The organism is Collinsella sp. TF11-5AC, assembly GCF_003436775.1.
GTDB lineage: Bacteria > Actinomycetota > Coriobacteriia > Coriobacteriales > Coriobacteriaceae > Collinsella.
The window spans coordinates 87,837-105,079 of the sequence record NZ_QSQO01000002.1; the positions used below are offsets into that span (position 1 = coordinate 87,837).

At 57.2% G+C, this 17,243-nt stretch carries 16 protein-coding genes and 1 tRNA gene; 12 read left to right on the top strand and 5 right to left on the bottom strand.

Going from position 1 to position 17,243, the window contains the following annotated elements; all coding sequences use genetic code 11:
• Nucleotides 1-148: 148 nt before the first annotated feature.
• On the top strand, nucleotides 149-622 hold the full coding sequence (locus DXD16_RS01710; RefSeq protein ID WP_117654927.1) for a YhcH/YjgK/YiaL family protein: 474 nt from the start codon (nucleotides 149-151) through the stop codon (nucleotides 620-622).
• Between the two features lie 135 nt (nucleotides 623-757).
• Here the strand turns inward: DXD16_RS01710 and DXD16_RS01715 are convergent, their stop codons facing one another.
• On the bottom strand, nucleotides 758-1,123 hold the full coding sequence (locus tag DXD16_RS01715; protein ID WP_117564756.1) for a hypothetical protein: 366 nt from the start codon (nucleotides 1,121-1,123) through the stop codon (nucleotides 758-760).
• A gap of 781 nt (nucleotides 1,124-1,904) precedes the next feature.
• Nucleotides 1,905-1,980: transfer RNA gene (locus DXD16_RS01720), tRNA-Thr, on the bottom strand.
• A 157-nt stretch (nucleotides 1,981-2,137) separates the two neighbouring features.
• Between DXD16_RS01720 and DXD16_RS01725 the strand changes: the two genes are divergently transcribed.
• A complete protein-coding gene (locus DXD16_RS01725; protein WP_117654928.1) occupies nucleotides 2,138-2,617 on the top strand; it encodes a PTS sugar transporter subunit IIB in 480 nt (159 codons plus the stop codon).
• An 81-nt stretch (nucleotides 2,618-2,698) separates the two neighbouring features.
• Here DXD16_RS01725 and DXD16_RS01730 read toward each other — a convergent pair whose 3' ends face one another.
• Entirely contained in the window at nucleotides 2,699-3,751 is a 1,053-nt protein-coding gene (locus DXD16_RS01730; RefSeq protein WP_117654929.1) for an aldose epimerase family protein, read from the bottom strand.
• 206 nt (nucleotides 3,752-3,957) lie between these two features.
• Here DXD16_RS01730 and DXD16_RS01735 point away from each other — a divergent pair, with 206 nt between their 5' ends.
• The 3 genes from DXD16_RS01735 to DXD16_RS10270 all read left to right on the top strand — a co-directional run bounded on the left by DXD16_RS01735 (nucleotide 3,958) and on the right by DXD16_RS10270 (nucleotide 6,503).
• Nucleotides 3,958-4,722: a DeoR/GlpR family DNA-binding transcription regulator gene (locus DXD16_RS01735; protein WP_233502572.1), complete on the top strand. Its 765-nt coding sequence runs from the start codon at nucleotides 3,958-3,960 to the stop codon at nucleotides 4,720-4,722.
• A gap of 157 nt (nucleotides 4,723-4,879) precedes the next feature.
• Nucleotides 4,880-6,250 carry an ATP-binding protein gene (locus DXD16_RS01740; RefSeq protein WP_117629883.1) on the top strand — a complete coding sequence of 457 codons (1,371 nt, stop codon included), beginning with the start codon at nucleotides 4,880-4,882 and terminating at the stop codon, nucleotides 6,248-6,250.
• A gap of 112 nt (nucleotides 6,251-6,362) precedes the next feature.
• Nucleotides 6,363-6,503, top strand: coding sequence for a hypothetical protein (locus tag DXD16_RS10270; RefSeq protein ID WP_158551494.1), 141 nt, complete (start codon nucleotides 6,363-6,365; stop codon nucleotides 6,501-6,503).
• 436 nt (nucleotides 6,504-6,939) lie between these two features.
• Here DXD16_RS10270 and lacG read toward each other — a convergent pair whose 3' ends face one another.
• A complete protein-coding gene (gene lacG, locus DXD16_RS01745; RefSeq protein WP_117654930.1) occupies nucleotides 6,940-8,379 on the bottom strand; it encodes a 6-phospho-beta-galactosidase in 1,440 nt (479 codons plus the stop codon).
• A gap of 66 nt (nucleotides 8,380-8,445) precedes the next feature.
• Nucleotides 8,446-10,221: a lactose/cellobiose PTS transporter subunit IIB gene (locus tag DXD16_RS01750; protein ID WP_117654931.1), complete on the bottom strand. Its 1,776-nt coding sequence runs from the start codon at nucleotides 10,219-10,221 to the stop codon at nucleotides 8,446-8,448.
• 357 nt (nucleotides 10,222-10,578) lie between these two features.
• On the opposite strand from DXD16_RS01750, the gene DXD16_RS01755 reads away from it, so the two are divergent.
• The 7 genes from DXD16_RS01755 to DXD16_RS01785 all read left to right on the top strand — a co-directional run bounded on the left by DXD16_RS01755 (nucleotide 10,579) and on the right by DXD16_RS01785 (nucleotide 17,186).
• Complete coding sequence (locus DXD16_RS01755; protein ID WP_117654932.1) at nucleotides 10,579-11,583, top strand: LacI family DNA-binding transcriptional regulator; 1,005 nt, start codon at nucleotides 10,579-10,581, stop codon at nucleotides 11,581-11,583.
• Nucleotides 11,584-11,797: 214 nt separating this feature from the next.
• Nucleotides 11,798-12,136 (top strand): PTS lactose/cellobiose transporter subunit IIA, encoded by a 339-nt coding sequence (locus DXD16_RS01760; protein ID WP_089572387.1) that lies wholly within the window; start codon nucleotides 11,798-11,800, stop codon nucleotides 12,134-12,136.
• Nucleotides 12,137-12,642: 506 nt separating this feature from the next.
• Nucleotides 12,643-13,614 (top strand): hypothetical protein, encoded by a 972-nt coding sequence (locus DXD16_RS01765; RefSeq protein ID WP_117629879.1) that lies wholly within the window; start codon nucleotides 12,643-12,645, stop codon nucleotides 13,612-13,614.
• A 307-nt stretch (nucleotides 13,615-13,921) separates the two neighbouring features.
• The gene (gene lacA, locus DXD16_RS01770) at nucleotides 13,922-14,350 is read left to right on the top strand and encodes a galactose-6-phosphate isomerase subunit LacA (protein ID WP_117654933.1); all 429 of its coding nucleotides are present in this window, start codon (nucleotides 13,922-13,924) and stop codon (nucleotides 14,348-14,350) included.
• 63 nt (nucleotides 14,351-14,413) lie between these two features.
• Nucleotides 14,414-14,938 carry a galactose-6-phosphate isomerase subunit LacB gene (lacB, locus tag DXD16_RS01775; RefSeq protein WP_006234831.1) on the top strand — a complete coding sequence of 175 codons (525 nt, stop codon included), beginning with the start codon at nucleotides 14,414-14,416 and terminating at the stop codon, nucleotides 14,936-14,938.
• A 374-nt stretch (nucleotides 14,939-15,312) separates the two neighbouring features.
• The gene (locus DXD16_RS01780; RefSeq protein WP_117654934.1) at nucleotides 15,313-16,194 is read left to right on the top strand and encodes an aldose 1-epimerase family protein; all 882 of its coding nucleotides are present in this window, start codon (nucleotides 15,313-15,315) and stop codon (nucleotides 16,192-16,194) included.
• Nucleotides 16,195-16,250: 56 nt separating this feature from the next.
• Nucleotides 16,251-17,186: a hexose kinase gene (locus tag DXD16_RS01785; RefSeq protein ID WP_117654935.1), complete on the top strand. Its 936-nt coding sequence runs from the start codon at nucleotides 16,251-16,253 to the stop codon at nucleotides 17,184-17,186.
• The last annotated feature ends 57 nt before the right edge of the window (nucleotides 17,187-17,243 follow it).

The following is a 17,243-nucleotide window of genomic DNA, read 5'->3' on the forward strand; positions in this document are numbered from 1 at the left end:
AGTGCGGTAGCATTATGCCGGGGCGCGACGCCGAGTTTGTCGTGTTCAATCCCGACCTTACCCTGGTCGAGGCGTATGTGGGTGGCAACAGCGTCGGTAATGCATTTACCGAGTAGCTGCCAAATAAACGATCCGAGAGGGGATTTAGATGATTTACGGTGCATTGGGCGATATCGAGGAATACCGCGGAATGCTCAAGGGCCTCGACGTGCTGATCGACTGGCTCGAGGAGAACGACCCGGCACAGCTCGAGGTCGGCAGCCATCCGATTCTGGGCGACAAGGTCTTTGCGAACGTCATGGCTCCCACGACGCGTCCCGAGGCCGAGGCTCACTACGAGACGCATCAGCGCTATCACGACTTGCAGATTGACGTCGAGGGTCGTGAGGCCTTTAAGGTTGCCACGGGCAGCCTGACGCTGGTCCAGGAGTTTGACGAGAAGGACGACTACGACCTGGTCGATTCCGACGCCTCGATCGCCGGCGATCTTGCCGACGACAAATTCGCGCTGTTCGTTGCCGGCGAGCCCCACATGCCCACGCTCGAGTTCCCGGGAGATGGCGCACAGCCGGTCAAGAAGATCTGCTTTAAGTTGCTTGCCGACGCCTACTGGGAGGAGTAGCGAGCTGCTCGGCTGAGCTGTTCGTCTGATGGCGTGATTCCCCTAGGGAAATCACGCTAGGACCCCGCCAAACGGGTTTTCCCTAGGGAAATCACGTTTGGCGGGGTTTTCTGTTTTTGAATAGGGAAGCCTCATTTATTTGCGAAGAACATCGGCTAGCCGCAGGATTGAAATCATCGACCGATAAGTGAGTTCCACTTTTTCGCCCGCAAGCAGTCGTTTCGAGCCAATCTCATCTAGCCCCACAAGCCGAGAAAACAGCGGGCCGCTCATCGTGCCATCGTCAATTGATTCCCTTATGGTCTTCAAAACGTCCGTATCATGAAGCGATGCCGAGCTGTAGGGGGCAACACGAGCGGAACTCTCAATTAACGACGAGACAAAAGGATGGAGATGCTTTGGACATAGTCCATCAAACACCACATCCCCATTGTCGTTCGAGCCGACCAGGCGCCAAGTATAATGATCGACCCAGTCATCTCCGTCATATATGGCGTCCATGAGCAACTTCCCGTCTAGAGAGAGAAACCTATTTGGACATCGGGGCGCAAGACCGCAATCCGTATCGGACCTGCAGCAGCTCCAACCCAACGCACCACTTAGGTTCCCTTTCGTACATGTGTATCAATCTGCCCCGAAATGCCGGTGAATGCAATTCCAGACCCGTTTGTCGGATAGCAATCGACGTATTTTTGTTTTCCGCTCACAACCTTGTATAGATAAATCGTTCCAGCAAAAGAGAAGGGATCGTTCGCAATTTTGTCCGGAAGAACTTGCCACCTCAAAATCCCGCTACCAATATGGTCAAGCTTGACCGTTCCGCCGTCCCCCTCAAAAGTGGCAAGGGGATTTACCCCAGACTGAGAGTCGGCATCGCCCTCCTTAGCAGTTATCAGCAGGCTGCCCGTATAAGACTGCTAAGGCTCACCTTCAGGACAGGCAGCCTTGGCCCAAGAAGGGCCACTCAGGCAGAACAGTCCGAGCAGCATCAATACCAGCAAAAGAAAACCCTTAGTTCTTTTCATCTATATCGCCAATATCTCTCGACATTTGTATATTGTGACTATTTTAGATCTATATGGCCAATTTGAGCCCTCACCATGGCAATTGTTGCAGCTGGGTTTCTTTTCATTAAGATTTCACTTTGGTAAATCCCCGCCCCTAAGCATTAAACCCGAAGTCCACCGAGTGGGCCGCCGTTGACGTGGCGATGTTTGGATTGGCGCGCACGCACTCAAAATCGGCAACAAAAAAGCCGCCCGAAGGCGGCTATCTTGTGTAATGGAGCCAGCGACCGGGCTCGAACCGGTGACCCCCGCTTTACGAGAGCGGTGCTCTACCAACTGAGCTACGCTGGCGGCCATGTGATGACGCAACTGAGGCGTCAACGGCTGTCTATGATACGGGACATCGCACGTCCGCGCAAGGGCTCTGACGGCTTTTCTCACTTTAAATGCACTAATATTGGAGACGCGATGTCTTGCTCTTACGGGTCTCAAACAGAATGGGGCAGCGATGGCTCAACCCAAGATTCTTCTCACACGCATCGACGACCGTTTCATTTACGGGCAAGACGTTGGGCTGTGGAACGAAGCCGTGGGTTCCAACCTCGTCCTGATCGTTAACGACGAGATTGCGGCGGATTCGCGCAAGTGGGCGCCTATGAGGGTCGCGGCGCCCGAGGGCGTGTGGACGCGGTTTTTCTCGGTGCAAAGGACCATCGACATCATTCATACCGCAACGCCACGTCAATGGATCCTGATTATGGTGGCCTCACCCGCCGATGCGCTCGCGCTGGTTAAGGGTGGTGTGCCAATAACCAAGATCAGCATTGGCCATATGCAGGCAGGGGAGGGAAAGCGTCCCGCAACACCCGCAGTCGCCATAGACGATGCAGACGTCGCTGCCCTCAAAGAGCTGCAAGCGCTCGGCATAGAACTAGAAATCCGCTACCTCCCCAGCTCCAACCCCGATCCCATCCAGCTAGTCATTTAAGAACGTCCCCAATGACTAGGTAGCAAAGCGCCCGTCGGCGGTGCCGGCGGGCGCTGCTGTGCGATATGTTGCGTTATGGGCTTAGTGCCTCATAAAGTGGTACTCGATCACATTGCTGTAGGGGTGACCCGGGCCCACAATGCCCTGCGGGAACAGCGGCTGGTGCGGCGTGTCGGGGTACATCTCTGCCTCGAGGGCAAAGCCGGCGCCCCAGCTATAGTTGGCATCGTCCTTGGCGTGCTCGTCGCCCAGCCAATTGCCGGTGTAGAGCTGCACGCCCGGTGCGGTGGTGTAGTAGTCCAGCTCGCGACCGGTCCACATCTCCTCAACGTGCATCGCGCGGCGCAGGTTGCGGCCGTACTGATAGCCATCGATGCACAGGCAGTGATCGTAGCCACGGGCCTGCTTGATCTGCGGGTCGTCGGCCTCCATGCCGGGTGCGACGGGGCGAAGCTCGCGAAAGTCAAACGGTGTTCCCTCGACCGGAGCAATCTCGCCGGTGGGGATGTTCTGCTCGTTAATGGGCAGGTAGTGGGCGGCGTTGGCGACAAAGAAATGTTCGCAGTCCATGCCGGCGTTATGGCCTGCAAGGTTAAAGTACGTGTGGTTGGTCATGGACACGTAGGTGGCGCGGTCGCTCTCGCAGCCATAATCGATGCGGAAGACGCCGGTGCGCGTAACGGTAAACACGGCCGTAAAGGTTCGGTTGCCGGGCAGGCCCAGCTCGCCGTCCTTAAGCGAGGTGGTCATGCGCACGGCGTTATGGACCTCGTCGAGCTCAACATCCCACACACGTTTGTGCAGGCCGTGCTCAAGGTCGCTGTGCAGGTTGTTGGCGCCCTCGTTGGCGGGCATATGCCAGTTCGTGCCGTCGATGGCGATCGTGGCGCCAGCGGTGCGGTTTGCCACAGGGCCGATGGTCGCGCCAAAGCAGGCGGGGTTGTCAAAGTAATCCTCGAGCTTATCGAAGCCCAGCACCACATCGCGCACGTTGCCGGGAATGTCGGGCACATCGATACCAAGCACCGTGGCGCCATAGTCCATAATGCGAACGCAGATCTCGGGCCCGTCGAGGGTGTAACGATGAACGGGGGTACCGCACGGCGCGGTGCCGAAAAGCTCGGAAGTGATCATTTGGTTCCTAACATCGAGGTATTTCCGACAAACTGTAGCGCGAACAGGCGAGATTATCACTACACCCCACTAAAGCTGGGGGTATTTTTCTCAAAAAAGTGATGATTGGAGCTATTCGGGCGTTCATTTTTGACGCGTACGAGTCTGATATAATTTGTTCGTTACTGTTTGAATGATATGCGCGCAAAGAACGGCGAGGATTCATCGTGATTAAGGCAGAGCGACAGGATAAGGTTCGTCAGCTGCTCGAGGAGCAGGGCACGGTCTCGGTCAAAGAGATTTCGGATGCGCTGGGCGTTTCGGACATGACGATTCGCCGCGACCTCGAAGAACTTGCGAGCCTAGGCGAGATCGAGCGCGTGCATGGCGGAGCCCGCAGTGCACAGGGCCGTCCCCACGCTATGTTGCGCCATGAGTATTCGCACAGCGAAAAGCGCACTAAGCATGCCGAGGAAAAGCTGCAGATTGCGCGCCGTGCTGTGGAGCTTATCGAGGAGGGCTCGACCATCTTTTTGGGCACGGGCACCACGGTTGAGCAGATGGCCTCGATGCTGCCGACGTTTCGCCTGCGCATTGTGACCAATTCGCTTTCGGTGTTTAACCTGCTCGAGGCGCGCGAAGACTGCGAGCTGTGCCTCGTGGGCGGTATGTACCGTCGCCGCACCGCCGCTTTTGTGGGACCAACGGCCGAGGATACCTTGCGCGCGCTGGGTATCGATGCGGCGTTTATCGGCGCCAACGGCATCTTGGACGGTGACGTGTCTACGTCCAACATGGACGAGGGCCGTATCCAGCAGCTCGCTTTTAGCAAGGCAGACTCGCGCTATCTGATCGCCGACTCCAGCAAGATCGGCAAACGCGACTTCTACACCTTCTGCCGCCTGGACAGCTTGGACGCCGTGGTGTGCGAGCCGGATATTGCCGCCGAGGACCGCGCTGCCATCGAGGAACACACGCAGGTCATTTGCTAGCGAGCGTTGCCGGAGATATTGTTTGTTGTGACCATTGCAATGGTCGGTATTTTTGTAGCTATAAGCTCATTTAAAGGTCGGTATTTTTGTATTATTAGAAATATCTGAAGGTCGGTATTTTTGTAAACTAGCACGTAAATTATGCTGAGGTGAGATTATGTTTAAACGGAAGGCATATGATCGTCTGCAGGAGTGGAAAGAACGCTCGCAAGGGCGCACTGCGGTGCTTATTGAGGGTGCAAGACGCGTTGGCAAAACGACGCTCGTCAAGTGCTTCGCGCAAAATGAATACAAGGATTATCTGTACATTGACTTTTCGGCTGCTAGCAAAGCCACGCTCGATATATTTCTGAACCATCGTGAAGATGTCGATCTTTTTTTACGCATGCTTCAGCTGCAGTATGGTAAGGCCCTCGAACCGAGAGAGTCGCTGGTCATTTTTGATGAAGTGCAGCGGTTTCCCATCGCGCGCGAATACATAAAGCATCTTGTAGAAGACGGCAGATTTGATTACATCGAGACAGGCTCTCTTGTCTCCATCAAAAAGAATGTCGATAGCATTGTCATACCGTCAGAGGAAGAAAGAATCCCTCTCGAGCCCCTCGATTTTGAGGAGTATCTTTGGGCGACCGGAAAAGATCTTTATGCAGAAGAGATCCGTAAAGCGCGCGAATCTCGGACCGCGCTTCCGGACGGCGTTCATGCGACGTGCATGAGATTATTTGATGAGTATATGCTTGTCGGTGGTATGCCTCAGTCGGTCGACTCCTTTGTGGCAGAGAATGATTTTAGAGGATGCGACAGGGTTAAACGGCAGATTATCGCACTGTACAGGGAGGACATTGCCAAGTTTGGAGGTTCGGACGCTAGACGTGCGCGGGCGGTTTATGACGATATTCCGGGTCAATTATCTGCGGCAAATAAACGGTTCAAATTTGACAGCTTGGAGAAGGGGTCCCGTTTTGAGACATATGAGTCGGCGTTAATCTGGCTTGAGGATGCGCGACTGATTAACCGTTGCTATTTATGCAGTGATCCGAGCGTGGGTTACCGCCTGCACGAGGACGCGTCTTCGCTTAAATGCTATATGGCGGACACGGGATTGCTCGTGAGCTTGGCGTTTGATGATGGTCCGGACCTTATGGATGTTCATAGAGACATTCAATTTGGAAGAATTTCAATTAATAAAGGAATGCTAATCGAGAACATCGTGGCGCAGCAGCTTAAGAGTCTGGGGCATTCGCTTTTTTATTACAGCTGGCAGGAGCCTTCCAAAACAGAGGGGAGTCGGCCCAGAACGCGTGAAATTGATTTTCTTGTTTCGCGCGGCTTTGAAGACGCGGCTGGAAAACCGCGGGTCACTCCTGTTGAAGTTAAATCTTCCAAATCGTATTCAACAATCTCGCTTGACGATTTCGGCAGACGATTCGAACGACGAGTCGGAGAAGAGATAGTTCTTCACCCAAAACAGCTCAGGGCTGAAGGGCATAGGATATATCTACCTCTGTATATGACGATCTTTATCTGATCGACGGCATGCGGTCCTGTGGCTCATTGAACCGCAGGACCGTGTATCGTTGGGGGTTTATTGTGATAATGCGCGCAAGCTAAGCCGGGGATCGAGTTTTCGGGATATGTCGGTGAAGTTCCGTCACCGCGGACTGGGTGTCCGTGCGCCCGACGAGGTCGTTGCGTGCCTAGAAGCCCCGAGCTCCAGAAGCCGTACGCTTGTTTCGGGCGTGCTGGTCGAATGCTCCAGCGTGAAAGACCTACGGGTGTAGCTTGCTCGGCCTGTTTGTCTCGATCTGTAACAGCTAGGACTGAAAAACTCGGCTACGTGTTACAGGTTGAGATTTTTCGGCTAGGTCTAATCTATTCATCTCGATCTGTAACAGGTGGGGGCGAAATAACCGGCTAACTGTTATAGATTGAGATTGAGAGGATTGGCCGGTACGTTTGTCTCAATCTGTAACAGGTAGACGCCCAAAACCGGGTTTAGTGTTACAGATCGAGACAATTCGGCCCGGCCCACCCCGTTCATCTCGATCTGTAACAGTTGGGGCCGAAACCGCGGGTCAGATGTTACAGATCGAGACAAACGGCTCCCGGTCCGCCCAAACACAAAGGCCGGGGGCGGCGCGCCGTGTGACGTGCCGCCCCCGGCTGAGAAATGGGGACAAGTTATGTGAGCAGGGCAATTACGCCAACTGCAAGCCACTAGTCCAGACGACGGGTCTGCGCCACGTGCTTGTACCAGTAGGCGCTTGCCTTGGGCGTGCGCTTCTGGGTTTCAAAGTCTACGTAGAAGAAGCCGTAGCGCTTGTTGTAGCCATTGGTCCAGGAGAACTGATCCTGCAGGCTCCACAGGAAGTAGCCGCCCACGTTGACGCCCACCTCCATGGCCTTAAGCAGCCAGCGCAGGTGCTGCTCGATGTAGTCGATGCGCGGCTGGTCGTCCACAAAGCCGTTCTTGTAGGGGTCCTTGTAGCCCATACCGTTTTCGGTAATGAAAATCTGCTTGTAGTTGGGGTAGCGCTGCTTAATGTAGACGAGCAGATCGAACAGACCCTCGGGATAGATGATCCAGTCCCAGTCGGTGGTGGGGATGCCGGGCTTGTTCACATGCTCACCAATACCCTTAACGCGCCAGCGGCCGGTGCCCTTCTCGCCCGTACCGTTGTGGTGCAGGTCGTTCTCGCCGTCGTAAGCCTTGAGGAAACGGCACTGGTAGTTGTTGACACCCAGGTAGTCGTTGTAGAGCGCGGCCTCGCGCATAATCTCGAGGTCCTTGTCCATGATCTCGATGGTGCCGCCCGAGATGGCGGCCAGGCGGTTGGCGCACTCGAGGGTGTCGGGGGCATAGTCGCCGCGGAAGGTGGCGTCGAGCAAAAACTGGTTCTGCAGCACGTGCTCGTTGTTGGCGGCCTTGATGTCGGCGGGGTCGTTCTCGTTGAGCGGATACTTAAACTCCAGCGATTGAATGACGCCGATCTTGCCCTTAAAACCGCCGTTGTGGAAGGCCAGCACGGCCTTGGCGTGGGCGAGCATCATGTTGTGCTCGCACTGGAAGGCCTCGGCCAGATGAGCTTTGACGCCGCCGGGGAAGGTGCCCTCGATGTAGGTGTTGGAGGCGTCGGCCCAGATCTCGTTAAAGGTGAACCAGTAGGTCACCTGGTCGGCGTACTCCTTAAAGCAGAAGGTGGCAAAGTCCACAAAGGCATCGATGGTCTCGCGGTTGAGGAAGTCGCCCTTCTCAAAGAGGGGAAGCGGCGTGTCAAAGTGATGCAGCGTGACGAACGGCTCAACATGGTGCTTATGGCACTCGGCGAAGAGATCGTGGTAGAACTGGACGCCCTCGGGGTTGATTTCGCCGGTGCCGTTGGGGAAGATGCGGCTCCAGGCAATGGAGAGGCGAATGCCGTTGATGCCAAACTCCTCGCACAGCTCCAGATCGACGGGGTACTGGTTGTAGAAGTCCGAAGCGGGATCGGGGGAGAAACGGCCTTGGGCTTCCAGAAAGTCGTCCCAGGCAACCTTGCCCTTACCGTGAGTGCGGGTCTCGCCCTCTACCTGGTAGGCAGCAGTGGCGCCGCCAAAGACAAAGTCCTCGGGAAACTGCGCAGGCGGATTGGTGACGCTAGCAGGATTAACGGACATGATGATCCAATCGTCTAAATCGAAGGGCCAGCCGGTCTTGGATGGTCGGCTGGCCCTGAGCGTTACTTACTTCGAAAGCTGCTCGGAGACGAAGGCGAGAGACTTGTCGCCGTTCTGGGAGAGCTCAATGTACTGCTTACCGCGGCAGGCGACGCACTTGTTGCCCACGCGTTCGCAGTCTTTCTGCAGGTCGGCCAGGTAGCTTGCGGCCTGCGGGGCCAGGACGACTAGGTCAAAGTCGGGGAGCATGTCGACGTGGTTGCCATAGGCCTCGGCAGCGGTTTCGAGGTTAATACCGCGCTCCTTGGCAGCCTTGGCCAGTGCGTTGGCGAGCAGGCCCGAAGTGCCACCGCCCTGGCAGAGCACGAGTACGCGCTTGCCGTTGAGGTCGCTGGTGGACGTTGCCTCGGCAGCGGGTGCTGCGGCAGCGGCGGGGGCGTCGGCCTTCACGGCCTCGGCAGCAGCACCGGCGGCAACGCTCTTGGCGTCAGCCTTGCCCTGGAAGGCATCGTTGAGCTTGGCGGCCTTCTCGGCGTTCTTGGCGGCGAGCTCCTCCTGGGAGATCTCGGCCTCCTCGGCGCACTTCTGGGCGTCATAGGCACGGAAGAACGGGTAGTACAGGGCAAAGTCGATGACTAGGATGATGGCGAGCATCACAAAGGCGAGCGGCTGGAAGCCCAGGCCCATGATGGTGCCGATGGGGCCGGGGACGGTCCAGGGCAGGGTGTACATAAAGCCGTTCATGCCCAAGAAGTCGATAAAGATCTTGAGGATCCAGATGTTGGCGATCGGGGCAAAAACAAACGGGACAAAGAAGACGGGGTTGAGCACGATAGGCGCGGCGAACAGCAGCGGCTCGTTGACGGCAAAGCACACGGGGACGATGGCTGCCTTACCGACGGCGCGCATCTCCTGAGACTTGGCCAGGAAGCAGAACATAAAGACCAGGACGAGCGTGGCGCCGGTGCCGCCCATGCAGACGACGAAGTACTGGGCTCCCTGCGTCAGGACGGCGGTGGCGTGCTCGCCGGCCTGGAATGCAGCCAGGTTGTCGGTCATGTTGGCAACGAGAGCGGCGGCGATGGCGGGCTCGACGATCGAGGGGCCGTGGACGCCGACGAACCAGAAGAGGCTCATAGCGCCGTAGATCACAGCGAGGCCGATATAGCCGTCGGCGGCGGTGAACAGGGGCTGGAACACCTGGATGACGCCCTGGGCAAAGCAGAAGCCAAAGGCAGCGCGGAAGGCGATGTCAAAGACCCAAAAGACGGTGATGCAGACGGAGAAGGGGATGATGTCCTTAAAGGTCTGCGAGATGTTGGGCGGAACCTGCTCGGGCATCTTGACGGTGATGTTGCGCTTGATAAAGAACTTGTAGATGATGCCGGTCACAAACGCAGCGATAAAGGCGGTCAGCAGGCCCTTGGAACCAAGGTAGGTCGTGTTGAAGCCGCTGGCAGCGTCCGTGGCGATCGTGTCGCTCGAAAGGAGCAGGAAGCCGATGATGGCCGCGCACATGCACGAGATAAAGTTGATCTGGTTGTTCTTGGGCAGATCGCGGTTCTGGGCGTCGGCGAAGTGCTTGGCCGTGGTGGCGGCGCAGGCGATGGCCAGGATGCCCATGGAGTAGTTGTAGCACTTCCACAGGGCGTTGTTGATGTCATCGGGCCAGTAGAAACCCCAGATGTTGGGGACCGAGGCTACCAGGCAGAAGATGGACGAGAAGATGATGATGGGGATGACGGAGATAAAGCCGTCGCGGATCGCCTTGAGGTACTTGTTGCGGGCGATCGCGTTGAAAAAGGGCTGGCCCTTTTCGATGATGGCGATGAGTTGCTCCATGCAATGCTCCTAAGAGTCGGTGGGTTAGCAACGATGGTATCTTTTGGCGTTCGGTTGCCAAAATGTTGACGTTGCCATTTTGCGACACAAAAAAAGACGCGAACCGGTGGCCCTTGTGCCTGTGGACCGTCGATTCCTTGCGCGTAAACGTTTGAGCCGCCCGGTGGCTCTGTGTTTGCACAATGGCAACGTTAACATTTGGGCGACAAAAGCCGCTCGGGGAAGCAGAATTGTCGGTGAACGGTAGGTTTTGGGTGGTAAGCGTATCGTTGGGGAGGCGTTGGATATACTTAAAGGTGTTCAAAATGACTGCGCAGGATGTCTTCAATGGCATCGTTGACATAGAAAGATCGACCTATGGCCGCTGTTAAAAAATCGGTTTCCGTTAAGGACGTGGCGCGTCTCGCGGGCGTCTCGGAGCAGACAGTCTCGCGTACGGTGCACGATTCGCCCAGCGTGCGCCCCGAGACCAAGGAGCGCGTGCGCGCCGCCATGCGCGAGCTGGGGTATCGCCCCAATTTTGCCGGTCGATCGCTGCGCCGCGGCAAGTTTAAGACCGTCGGCGTCGCCATGTTCAACATTACCGGCACCGGCAACCTCGACCGTATGGAGGGCTTTGCCGCCGCGGCCGACAAACATGGCTATGCCATCACCCTCACTAAAGTAGACGGGCATCCGTATACCCTCGAGAGCGCATCGTCGCGCATGAGCGCGCTGCCGGTGGATGGCATGGTTGTGATCATGAATCGCATGCCGGCGGACTTTGGCACCTTCGAGCCGCTGCCCGGTATGCAGACGGTGCTCGTTACCATGCTGGAGCACCCGCTCTGTTCAACAGTCGATAACGACCAGTTCGATTGCTCGCGCCAGGTGGTCGAGTACCTGCTGGAGCAGGGGCACAAGACCGTGCACTTTATCTCGTGCCCCGAGCGCTCGCTTTCGGGCATGCGTCGCGAGGAGGGCTGGCGCGAGACATTGCGCGCGCATGGTATTGAGCCGCCGCGACTCGTCCGTGGCGATTGGACGGCACAGAGCGGATATGCCGCCGGCCAGGTGCTTGCGGACGATTCGAACTGCACAGCCATTTATGCTTCCAACGATGCCATGGCCTACGGCTGCATTCGCGGGCTCGAGTCGCGCGGGAAGCACGTGCCCCAGGACGTAAGCGTGGTGGGTGTTGACGATAGTTTGGGCGATATCGTGCCCGATCGTCGCCTGACTACGGTGCGCTTTGACAACAAGCGCGTCGGCATGTGGGCGGTCGACAAGATTGCCGGCGCCGAGGGCGCTGCACCCGGTGTGGAGCACATGCTGTTTCCGGGTGTGCTCGTCGAGGGCGATACGGTGCGCGATATACGCTAGGGTGCGGACCTGTTTGGGTTGCCGCTAATTGTGTTTGAGAATGTTCAGATTGGTTTAAAAACCGTTCACGGGTGAAAAGCAACCGTTCATAGCTCGAAATTACGTTTTGCGCTGTTCTTTTTTGTTTGAATGTTAATGTTCCTGCCATACACAGCGCAGCGCGTATGCCCGGACGCGATGCTCTCCGTTGGTTCATATGTGAAAGGAACGCAATATGGCAACCAAAGAAGAAATCTCGATGGTTGGATTTGAGATTGTCGCATACGCGGGCGACGCCCAGACCGATCTGCTTGCAGCGCTCGATGCTGCTCGCGAGGGTGATTTTGAGAAGGCCGAGCAGCTGCACAAGGATGCCAGCGATGCACTTATCGGCGCCCACGACACGCAGACCAAGCTGCTTTCGCAGGAGGCCGGCGGCGGCGAGATGGAGATGACCTTCATCATGGCTCACGCTCAGGACACTCTCATGACCACCATGATCCTGGAGAAGCAGACCCGCTTTACCATCGATGCCTATAAGCGCATCGCCGCACTCGAGGCTAAGCTCGCCTAACGAGCTCTCACAACCAAGTCCCCTTCCAAAAGCTCTGCCGCTACCCGCGGCAGGGCTTTTCTGTTTACCCGGCACTTGGGGACGTTCCTTATCTGCCGGCAGTTTGGGACACTCCTGCCATGCATTCGATCCTTTGAGGATGGAAGAAACCGGGTCATTAGGTTTGCTGCGGTGCCGACTCGGTCTGTCGGTTACAAAACTATGCCGGTTTACTACGATGAATCGCATTCTTTCAACTATGGAAAGAACAGCGTTATCAAAGCCGCAGGTAGAAAGCTTGTCATTTTCTGCTAATAGCAAATGTGGTCGGTCCTATCGGTTTTATCGTAGTAAACCGGCATAGTTTTGAAATGGCACTATTCGACTAGCAGCGTTATGGAGCTTCTGCACGCCCTCCCGTTCGGTTTTTCGATGGGTGGGTATACTTTCCACCGCAATACAGGCCGGAATGAGGAGGCATCCAAATGCCGGATAACGGGTCAATACAAAAAAGAGACGCGCACGAGATGGCTCATGGGCGTCCTGTCCAGATAACCGAGCACACGACGGTAACCGAGCTGCAGCCCAGCCTGTCCGATGTCGTGTGCGCAAACAAAAAGCTGCAGATTGGCTTTATCGTTGCACTCGTGGTACTGGCGCTGCTGTCGGGCTTTGTGGCTCGTCCGCATTTTGCCGATACCAAAACATGGGACTCCACCATCGAGGTCATCGACCAAAAGAAGGGCAACGTTTTGGCGCTCACGACCTCGTGCGTGGCGCTGTCTGCGGGCATTACCGCGCTGCCGGGTGATACGGGAACGCCGGTTGCCGAGCAGCTCGCGCAGCTTTCGGGTAACTTGGGCATCGTGCTTGCCGTGCTCTACCTAGAGAAATATTTGCTCACGATTTTGTGGTCGGTTGGCTTGGGCATCTTAATCCCGTTTGCGCTGGTGCTCTTTGCGGTCTCGCTTGGCATTCACGGACGCTGGAGCACGAGCGCTGTCCTGCGCCGCGTGGCGACCCGCGTGCTGGTGGTTGCCGTGATCGGCATGGCCTTGGTGCCTGCAAGCGTATGGGTGTCGCAAAAGGTCGACGAGACGTATCGGGTGAGCATCGAAGCGGCCGAGCAAAAGGCGGCCGACGCTGCGGGTGCGGCAGACGGCAATAGCTCCAAAACGAGCAAGAAAAAGTCCGAGTCCACAGAATCCAAGAACGTGCTTGAGCAGCTTGCCGACGGTGCCTCGGGTCTTGTCGCGTCGGTGACCAACGGCGCCAAACAGATGACCGATGAGATTGTGCAACAGGTGACCGATCTGATCGAAGGCGTCATCGTGATGATTGTGACTTCGTGCGTTATTCCATTGCTGGTGCTCGCGGCGTTTCTGTGGCTGGGGCACACGCTGCTGGGGATCGATATTTCCGGCCCGGCGAACTATTTAACGGGACGTTTTCTGAGCGCTCCGTCCAAACATGCCAAGAAGAGCGGGCAGTCTGAGTAGGCGGCAAAGCGATCTTTGGAAGATCAACCGTAAGAAGGGCGGCCGAGACACGTTCTCGGCCGCCCTTTTGTTTGTTGAACACATGGTCGCTACGTCTGCGCCGGGCTCAAACGGTCGGCAATCAACCGTAAACGGTATTTGTTCAAAAAAGAACAAAGTTAAACAAATAATGGTTGCAACCTATGTTCGAATGTGTTCAAATAAACATGAACAGTGAAGAACCGCACATTCAGATGCCCGGACCTGAGCGCGATTCAACACTTCCAAACAGAAACTACGCACCTGCGTATCTCTCAAGGAGGATGTCATGAGGGCTGTAATCGCTTCCGATGCCGACGGTATGTCGATGAAGGAGTCCATCAAGGAGATGCTCATCGCTGACGGTCACGAGGTCGTCGACTATTCCGAGACCCCTGCTGCGGACTTTGTCGATTCCGCGACCGCCGTTGCCAAGGACCTGCTGGAGCACAAGGATTCCCAGGGCTTCGCATTCGATAAGTACGGCGTCGGCTCCTATATGGCCGCCGTCAAGATCAAGGGCATGGTCGTCGCCAACATTTCCGACGAGCGTTCCGCCTACATGACCCGCGAGCACAACGGCTCGCGCATGGTCACCATGGGCCCGGGCGTTGTGGGCACCGAGGTCGCCAAGAAGATCGCCCGCGAGTTCCTGCGCGCCCAGTACGCCGGCGGCCGTCACCAGATCCGTGTCGACATGCTCAACAAGATGGCCTAACGAGAGCCACCGAGAACTCGAACTTCTATCTCAACTTGTGAATTCAGACGAAAGGACGTTCTGATGAAGAAGACCATCGCAATCGGTTGCGACCATATCGTTACGGACGAGAAGATCTATCTGGCCGACCGCCTGGAGCAGGCTGGCTACAAGGTGCTCGACTGCGGCACCTACAGCCACACCCGTACGCACTATCCCATCTACGGTAAGGCCGTGGGCGAGGCTGTTGCCAGCGGCAAGGCCGACTTTGGCGTGGCCCTGTGCGGCACCGGCATCGGCATCACCAACGCCGTCAACAAGGTTCCCGGCGCTCGCTGCGCCCTGGTTCGCGACATGACCTCTGCCCTGTATGCCCGTCGCGAGCTCAACGCCAACATCGTGGGCTTTGGCGGCAAGATCACCGGCGAGTTCCTGATGGCCGATATCATGCTTGCCTTCCTGGAGGAGCCCTACGAGAAGACTCCCGAGCACGACGCCCTGATTGCCAAGATCGACGCCTGCAATAAGGCCGACGCCGAGGCTCAGGCTGACCCGCACTTCTTTGACGAGTTCCTCGAGAAGTGGGACCGCGGCGAGTATCACGACTAAGGGGTTCCGGCGTTCTACCGAACGCCGGACCGGCCGACGCTGCGAAGCCATCTGGTGGGCAATCTGCCGTTCAGCTTCGACGGCATGACCAGAAGGTCAATGCCGCCTCGCTTCACGGCACCTTGCCTCACCAGCTGGCTTCTCGCTGACGTTGAGGTGACCTGTGGGGTTCTCTCTGTTGCGGCGAAGCCTTTTGGTACAGCTAGCTGCTCCGATAACACGTTTGCTTGCTTGGCTTGAGTGCTTTGCTCTTGGCGGTCCCCGGCATTCTGCAGCTTTTCAATTGACGGCTCGCGTTTCTGTGAGGGGGCGCGGGCCGGTTTTCTATCAGCCCTATTGACTTGGCGGGCTGTCGTAAGAAAGGGAAGGCTCCTATGGAGTTTGTTCTTGATAACGGTTCTATTCGTGTGGCACTGAGCACGGCTGGCGGATCGTTCACTTCGATTAAAGCCAACGGCCGCGAGTACCTGTGGCAGGGTGACCCTGCGGTCTGGTCGGGCCAGGCACCCATTTGCTTCCCGATTTGCGGCGGCCTTCGTGACGGTCACGCAATGACCATGGGCGGCCGCGAGGTAAAGCTCGCCCGCCACGGATTTGCTCGCAAGCAGGAGTGGAAGCTCGAGGAGCAGAGCGACAACATGGTTGCGCTGAGCTTAAGCTCTGCCGACCATGCCGAACTGCTCGAGCAGTACCCGTATCCGTTTAAGATCGTTGCTCGTTACACGATCGATTCGGAAAAGGTGGCCGTGTCGTACGAGGTGACCAATGAGGGCACCGAGGATATGCCATTCTTTGTGGGTGGTCACCCCGGCTTTAAGTGCCCACTCGACGAGGGCGAGTCCTATGACGATTACGAGCTCCGTTTTGATCAGCGTGAGGCCGCCGAGCTCTGTACTGCCGTTCCCTCGACGGGCTTGATTGATGTTGAGCATCGCAGCAAGAACCCTATGATCGACCAGAACCTGCCGCTGACCCACGAACTCTTCGACTTCGCGGAGACCATCTTTGACGTGCTCGAGAGCCGCGTGGTTACGCTGACCAAGAAAACCGAGGACAAGGGCGTGCGCCTGACGTTCCCCGATATGCCATACCTGATTGTGTGGAGCAAGCCCGAGGCCGACTTTGTGGCTGTGGAACCGTGGGGTGGCCTGTCCACCTGTTCCGACGAGGACGATGTCCTGGAGCATAAGCGTGGCTGCCTGGTGGCCAAGCCGGGGGAGACTATCGCCCGCGGCTTTGGGATCGAGATCCTTTAACGAGCTATCGTATGTTTGGGGCAGCGCACATCGCGCCCCGGAAACAGGAGTTCAACATGATTCTGACCGTTACCATGAATCCGTCGATTGATACGCGCTACCAGCTCGACAAGCTGGTCATTGACGACGTTAACCGCGTGACGCCCGAAAAGACCGCTGGCGGCAAGGGCCTTAACGTGAGTCGCGTGCTGTTGCAGCTGGGCGACGACGTGCTCGCAACCGGTCTGCTCGGTGGCCACATGGGTGCCTATATGGCCGAGCTTATGGATGCCGACGGCGTCAAGAACGACTTTGTGCCCATTGCCGGTGAGACGCGCATTTGCCTGAATATTCTGCACGAGGGCAATCAGACCGAGCTGCTGGAGAGCGGCCCGCAGATCGCCCCGGCCGAGCTCGAGGCCTTTACGGCTAAGTTCGCCGAGCTTGCAGCGAAGGCGGACGTTGTGACGCTTTCGGGCTCGCTGCCGCGTGGCGTCGATGCCGGCTACTATGCCGAGCTCGTCAAGATCGCCGAGGAGGCGGGCGCTAAGGTGCTGCTCGACACCTCGGGTGCATCGCTGGAGGCCGCGCTGGAGTCCGACGCTAAGCCTGAGCTCGTAAAGCCCAACCTGACCGAGATTAACGGCCTGCTGGGTACGTCCTTTACGACCGATGATGTCGATGCCCTGCGCGAGGCGCTTGCCGCCGATGGCCGCTTTGCCGATATTCCCTGGGTTGTCGTTTCGATGGGCGCTGCCGGTTCGGTGGGCTTCCATGAGGGTCGCGCATTCCGCGCCAAGACGCCCGCGATTGCGGCTGTGAACGCGACGGGTTCCGGCGACTCGACCATCGCCGGCTTTGCGCATGCCATTGCCGCTGGTGCCGACGACGTCACGGTGCTCAAGACCGCCAATACCTGCGGCAAGCTCAACGCCATGGACCCCAAGACCGGCCACCTGGTCATGGACCGCTGGGATGAAATCTTCAACAACGTTGTCGTAACTGAACTCTAGGAGTCGCGGCACCGAACACTCGAAAACGGCGCCCGTCGGCGATGTTGCCGGCGGGCG

Coding starts and splice junctions, on each gene's coding strand:
- DXD16_RS01715 (WP_117564756.1), bottom strand. CDS start 1,123: ATGGACGCCATATATGACGGAGATGACTGGGTCGATCATTATACTTGG.
- DXD16_RS01765 (WP_117629879.1), top strand. CDS start 12,643: ATGGCTCATGGGCGTCCTGTCCAGATAACCGAGCACACGACGGTAACC.
- lacA (WP_117654933.1), top strand. CDS start 13,922: ATGAGGGCTGTAATCGCTTCCGATGCCGACGGTATGTCGATGAAGGAG.
- DXD16_RS01760 (WP_089572387.1), top strand. CDS start 11,798: ATGGCAACCAAAGAAGAAATCTCGATGGTTGGATTTGAGATTGTCGCA.
- DXD16_RS01710 (WP_117654927.1), top strand. CDS start 149: ATGATTTACGGTGCATTGGGCGATATCGAGGAATACCGCGGAATGCTC.
- DXD16_RS01755 (WP_117654932.1), top strand. CDS start 10,579: ATGGCCGCTGTTAAAAAATCGGTTTCCGTTAAGGACGTGGCGCGTCTC.
- lacB (WP_006234831.1), top strand. CDS start 14,414: ATGAAGAAGACCATCGCAATCGGTTGCGACCATATCGTTACGGACGAG.
- lacG (WP_117654930.1), bottom strand. CDS start 8,379: ATGTCCGTTAATCCTGCTAGCGTCACCAATCCGCCTGCGCAGTTTCCC.
- DXD16_RS01785 (WP_117654935.1), top strand. CDS start 16,251: ATGATTCTGACCGTTACCATGAATCCGTCGATTGATACGCGCTACCAG.
- DXD16_RS01730 (WP_117654929.1), bottom strand. CDS start 3,751: ATGATCACTTCCGAGCTTTTCGGCACCGCGCCGTGCGGTACCCCCGTT.
- DXD16_RS01725 (WP_117654928.1), top strand. CDS start 2,138: ATGGCTCAACCCAAGATTCTTCTCACACGCATCGACGACCGTTTCATT.
- DXD16_RS01750 (WP_117654931.1), bottom strand. CDS start 10,221: ATGGAGCAACTCATCGCCATCATCGAAAAGGGCCAGCCCTTTTTCAAC.
- DXD16_RS01780 (WP_117654934.1), top strand. CDS start 15,313: ATGGAGTTTGTTCTTGATAACGGTTCTATTCGTGTGGCACTGAGCACG.
- DXD16_RS01740 (WP_117629883.1), top strand. CDS start 4,880: ATGTTTAAACGGAAGGCATATGATCGTCTGCAGGAGTGGAAAGAACGC.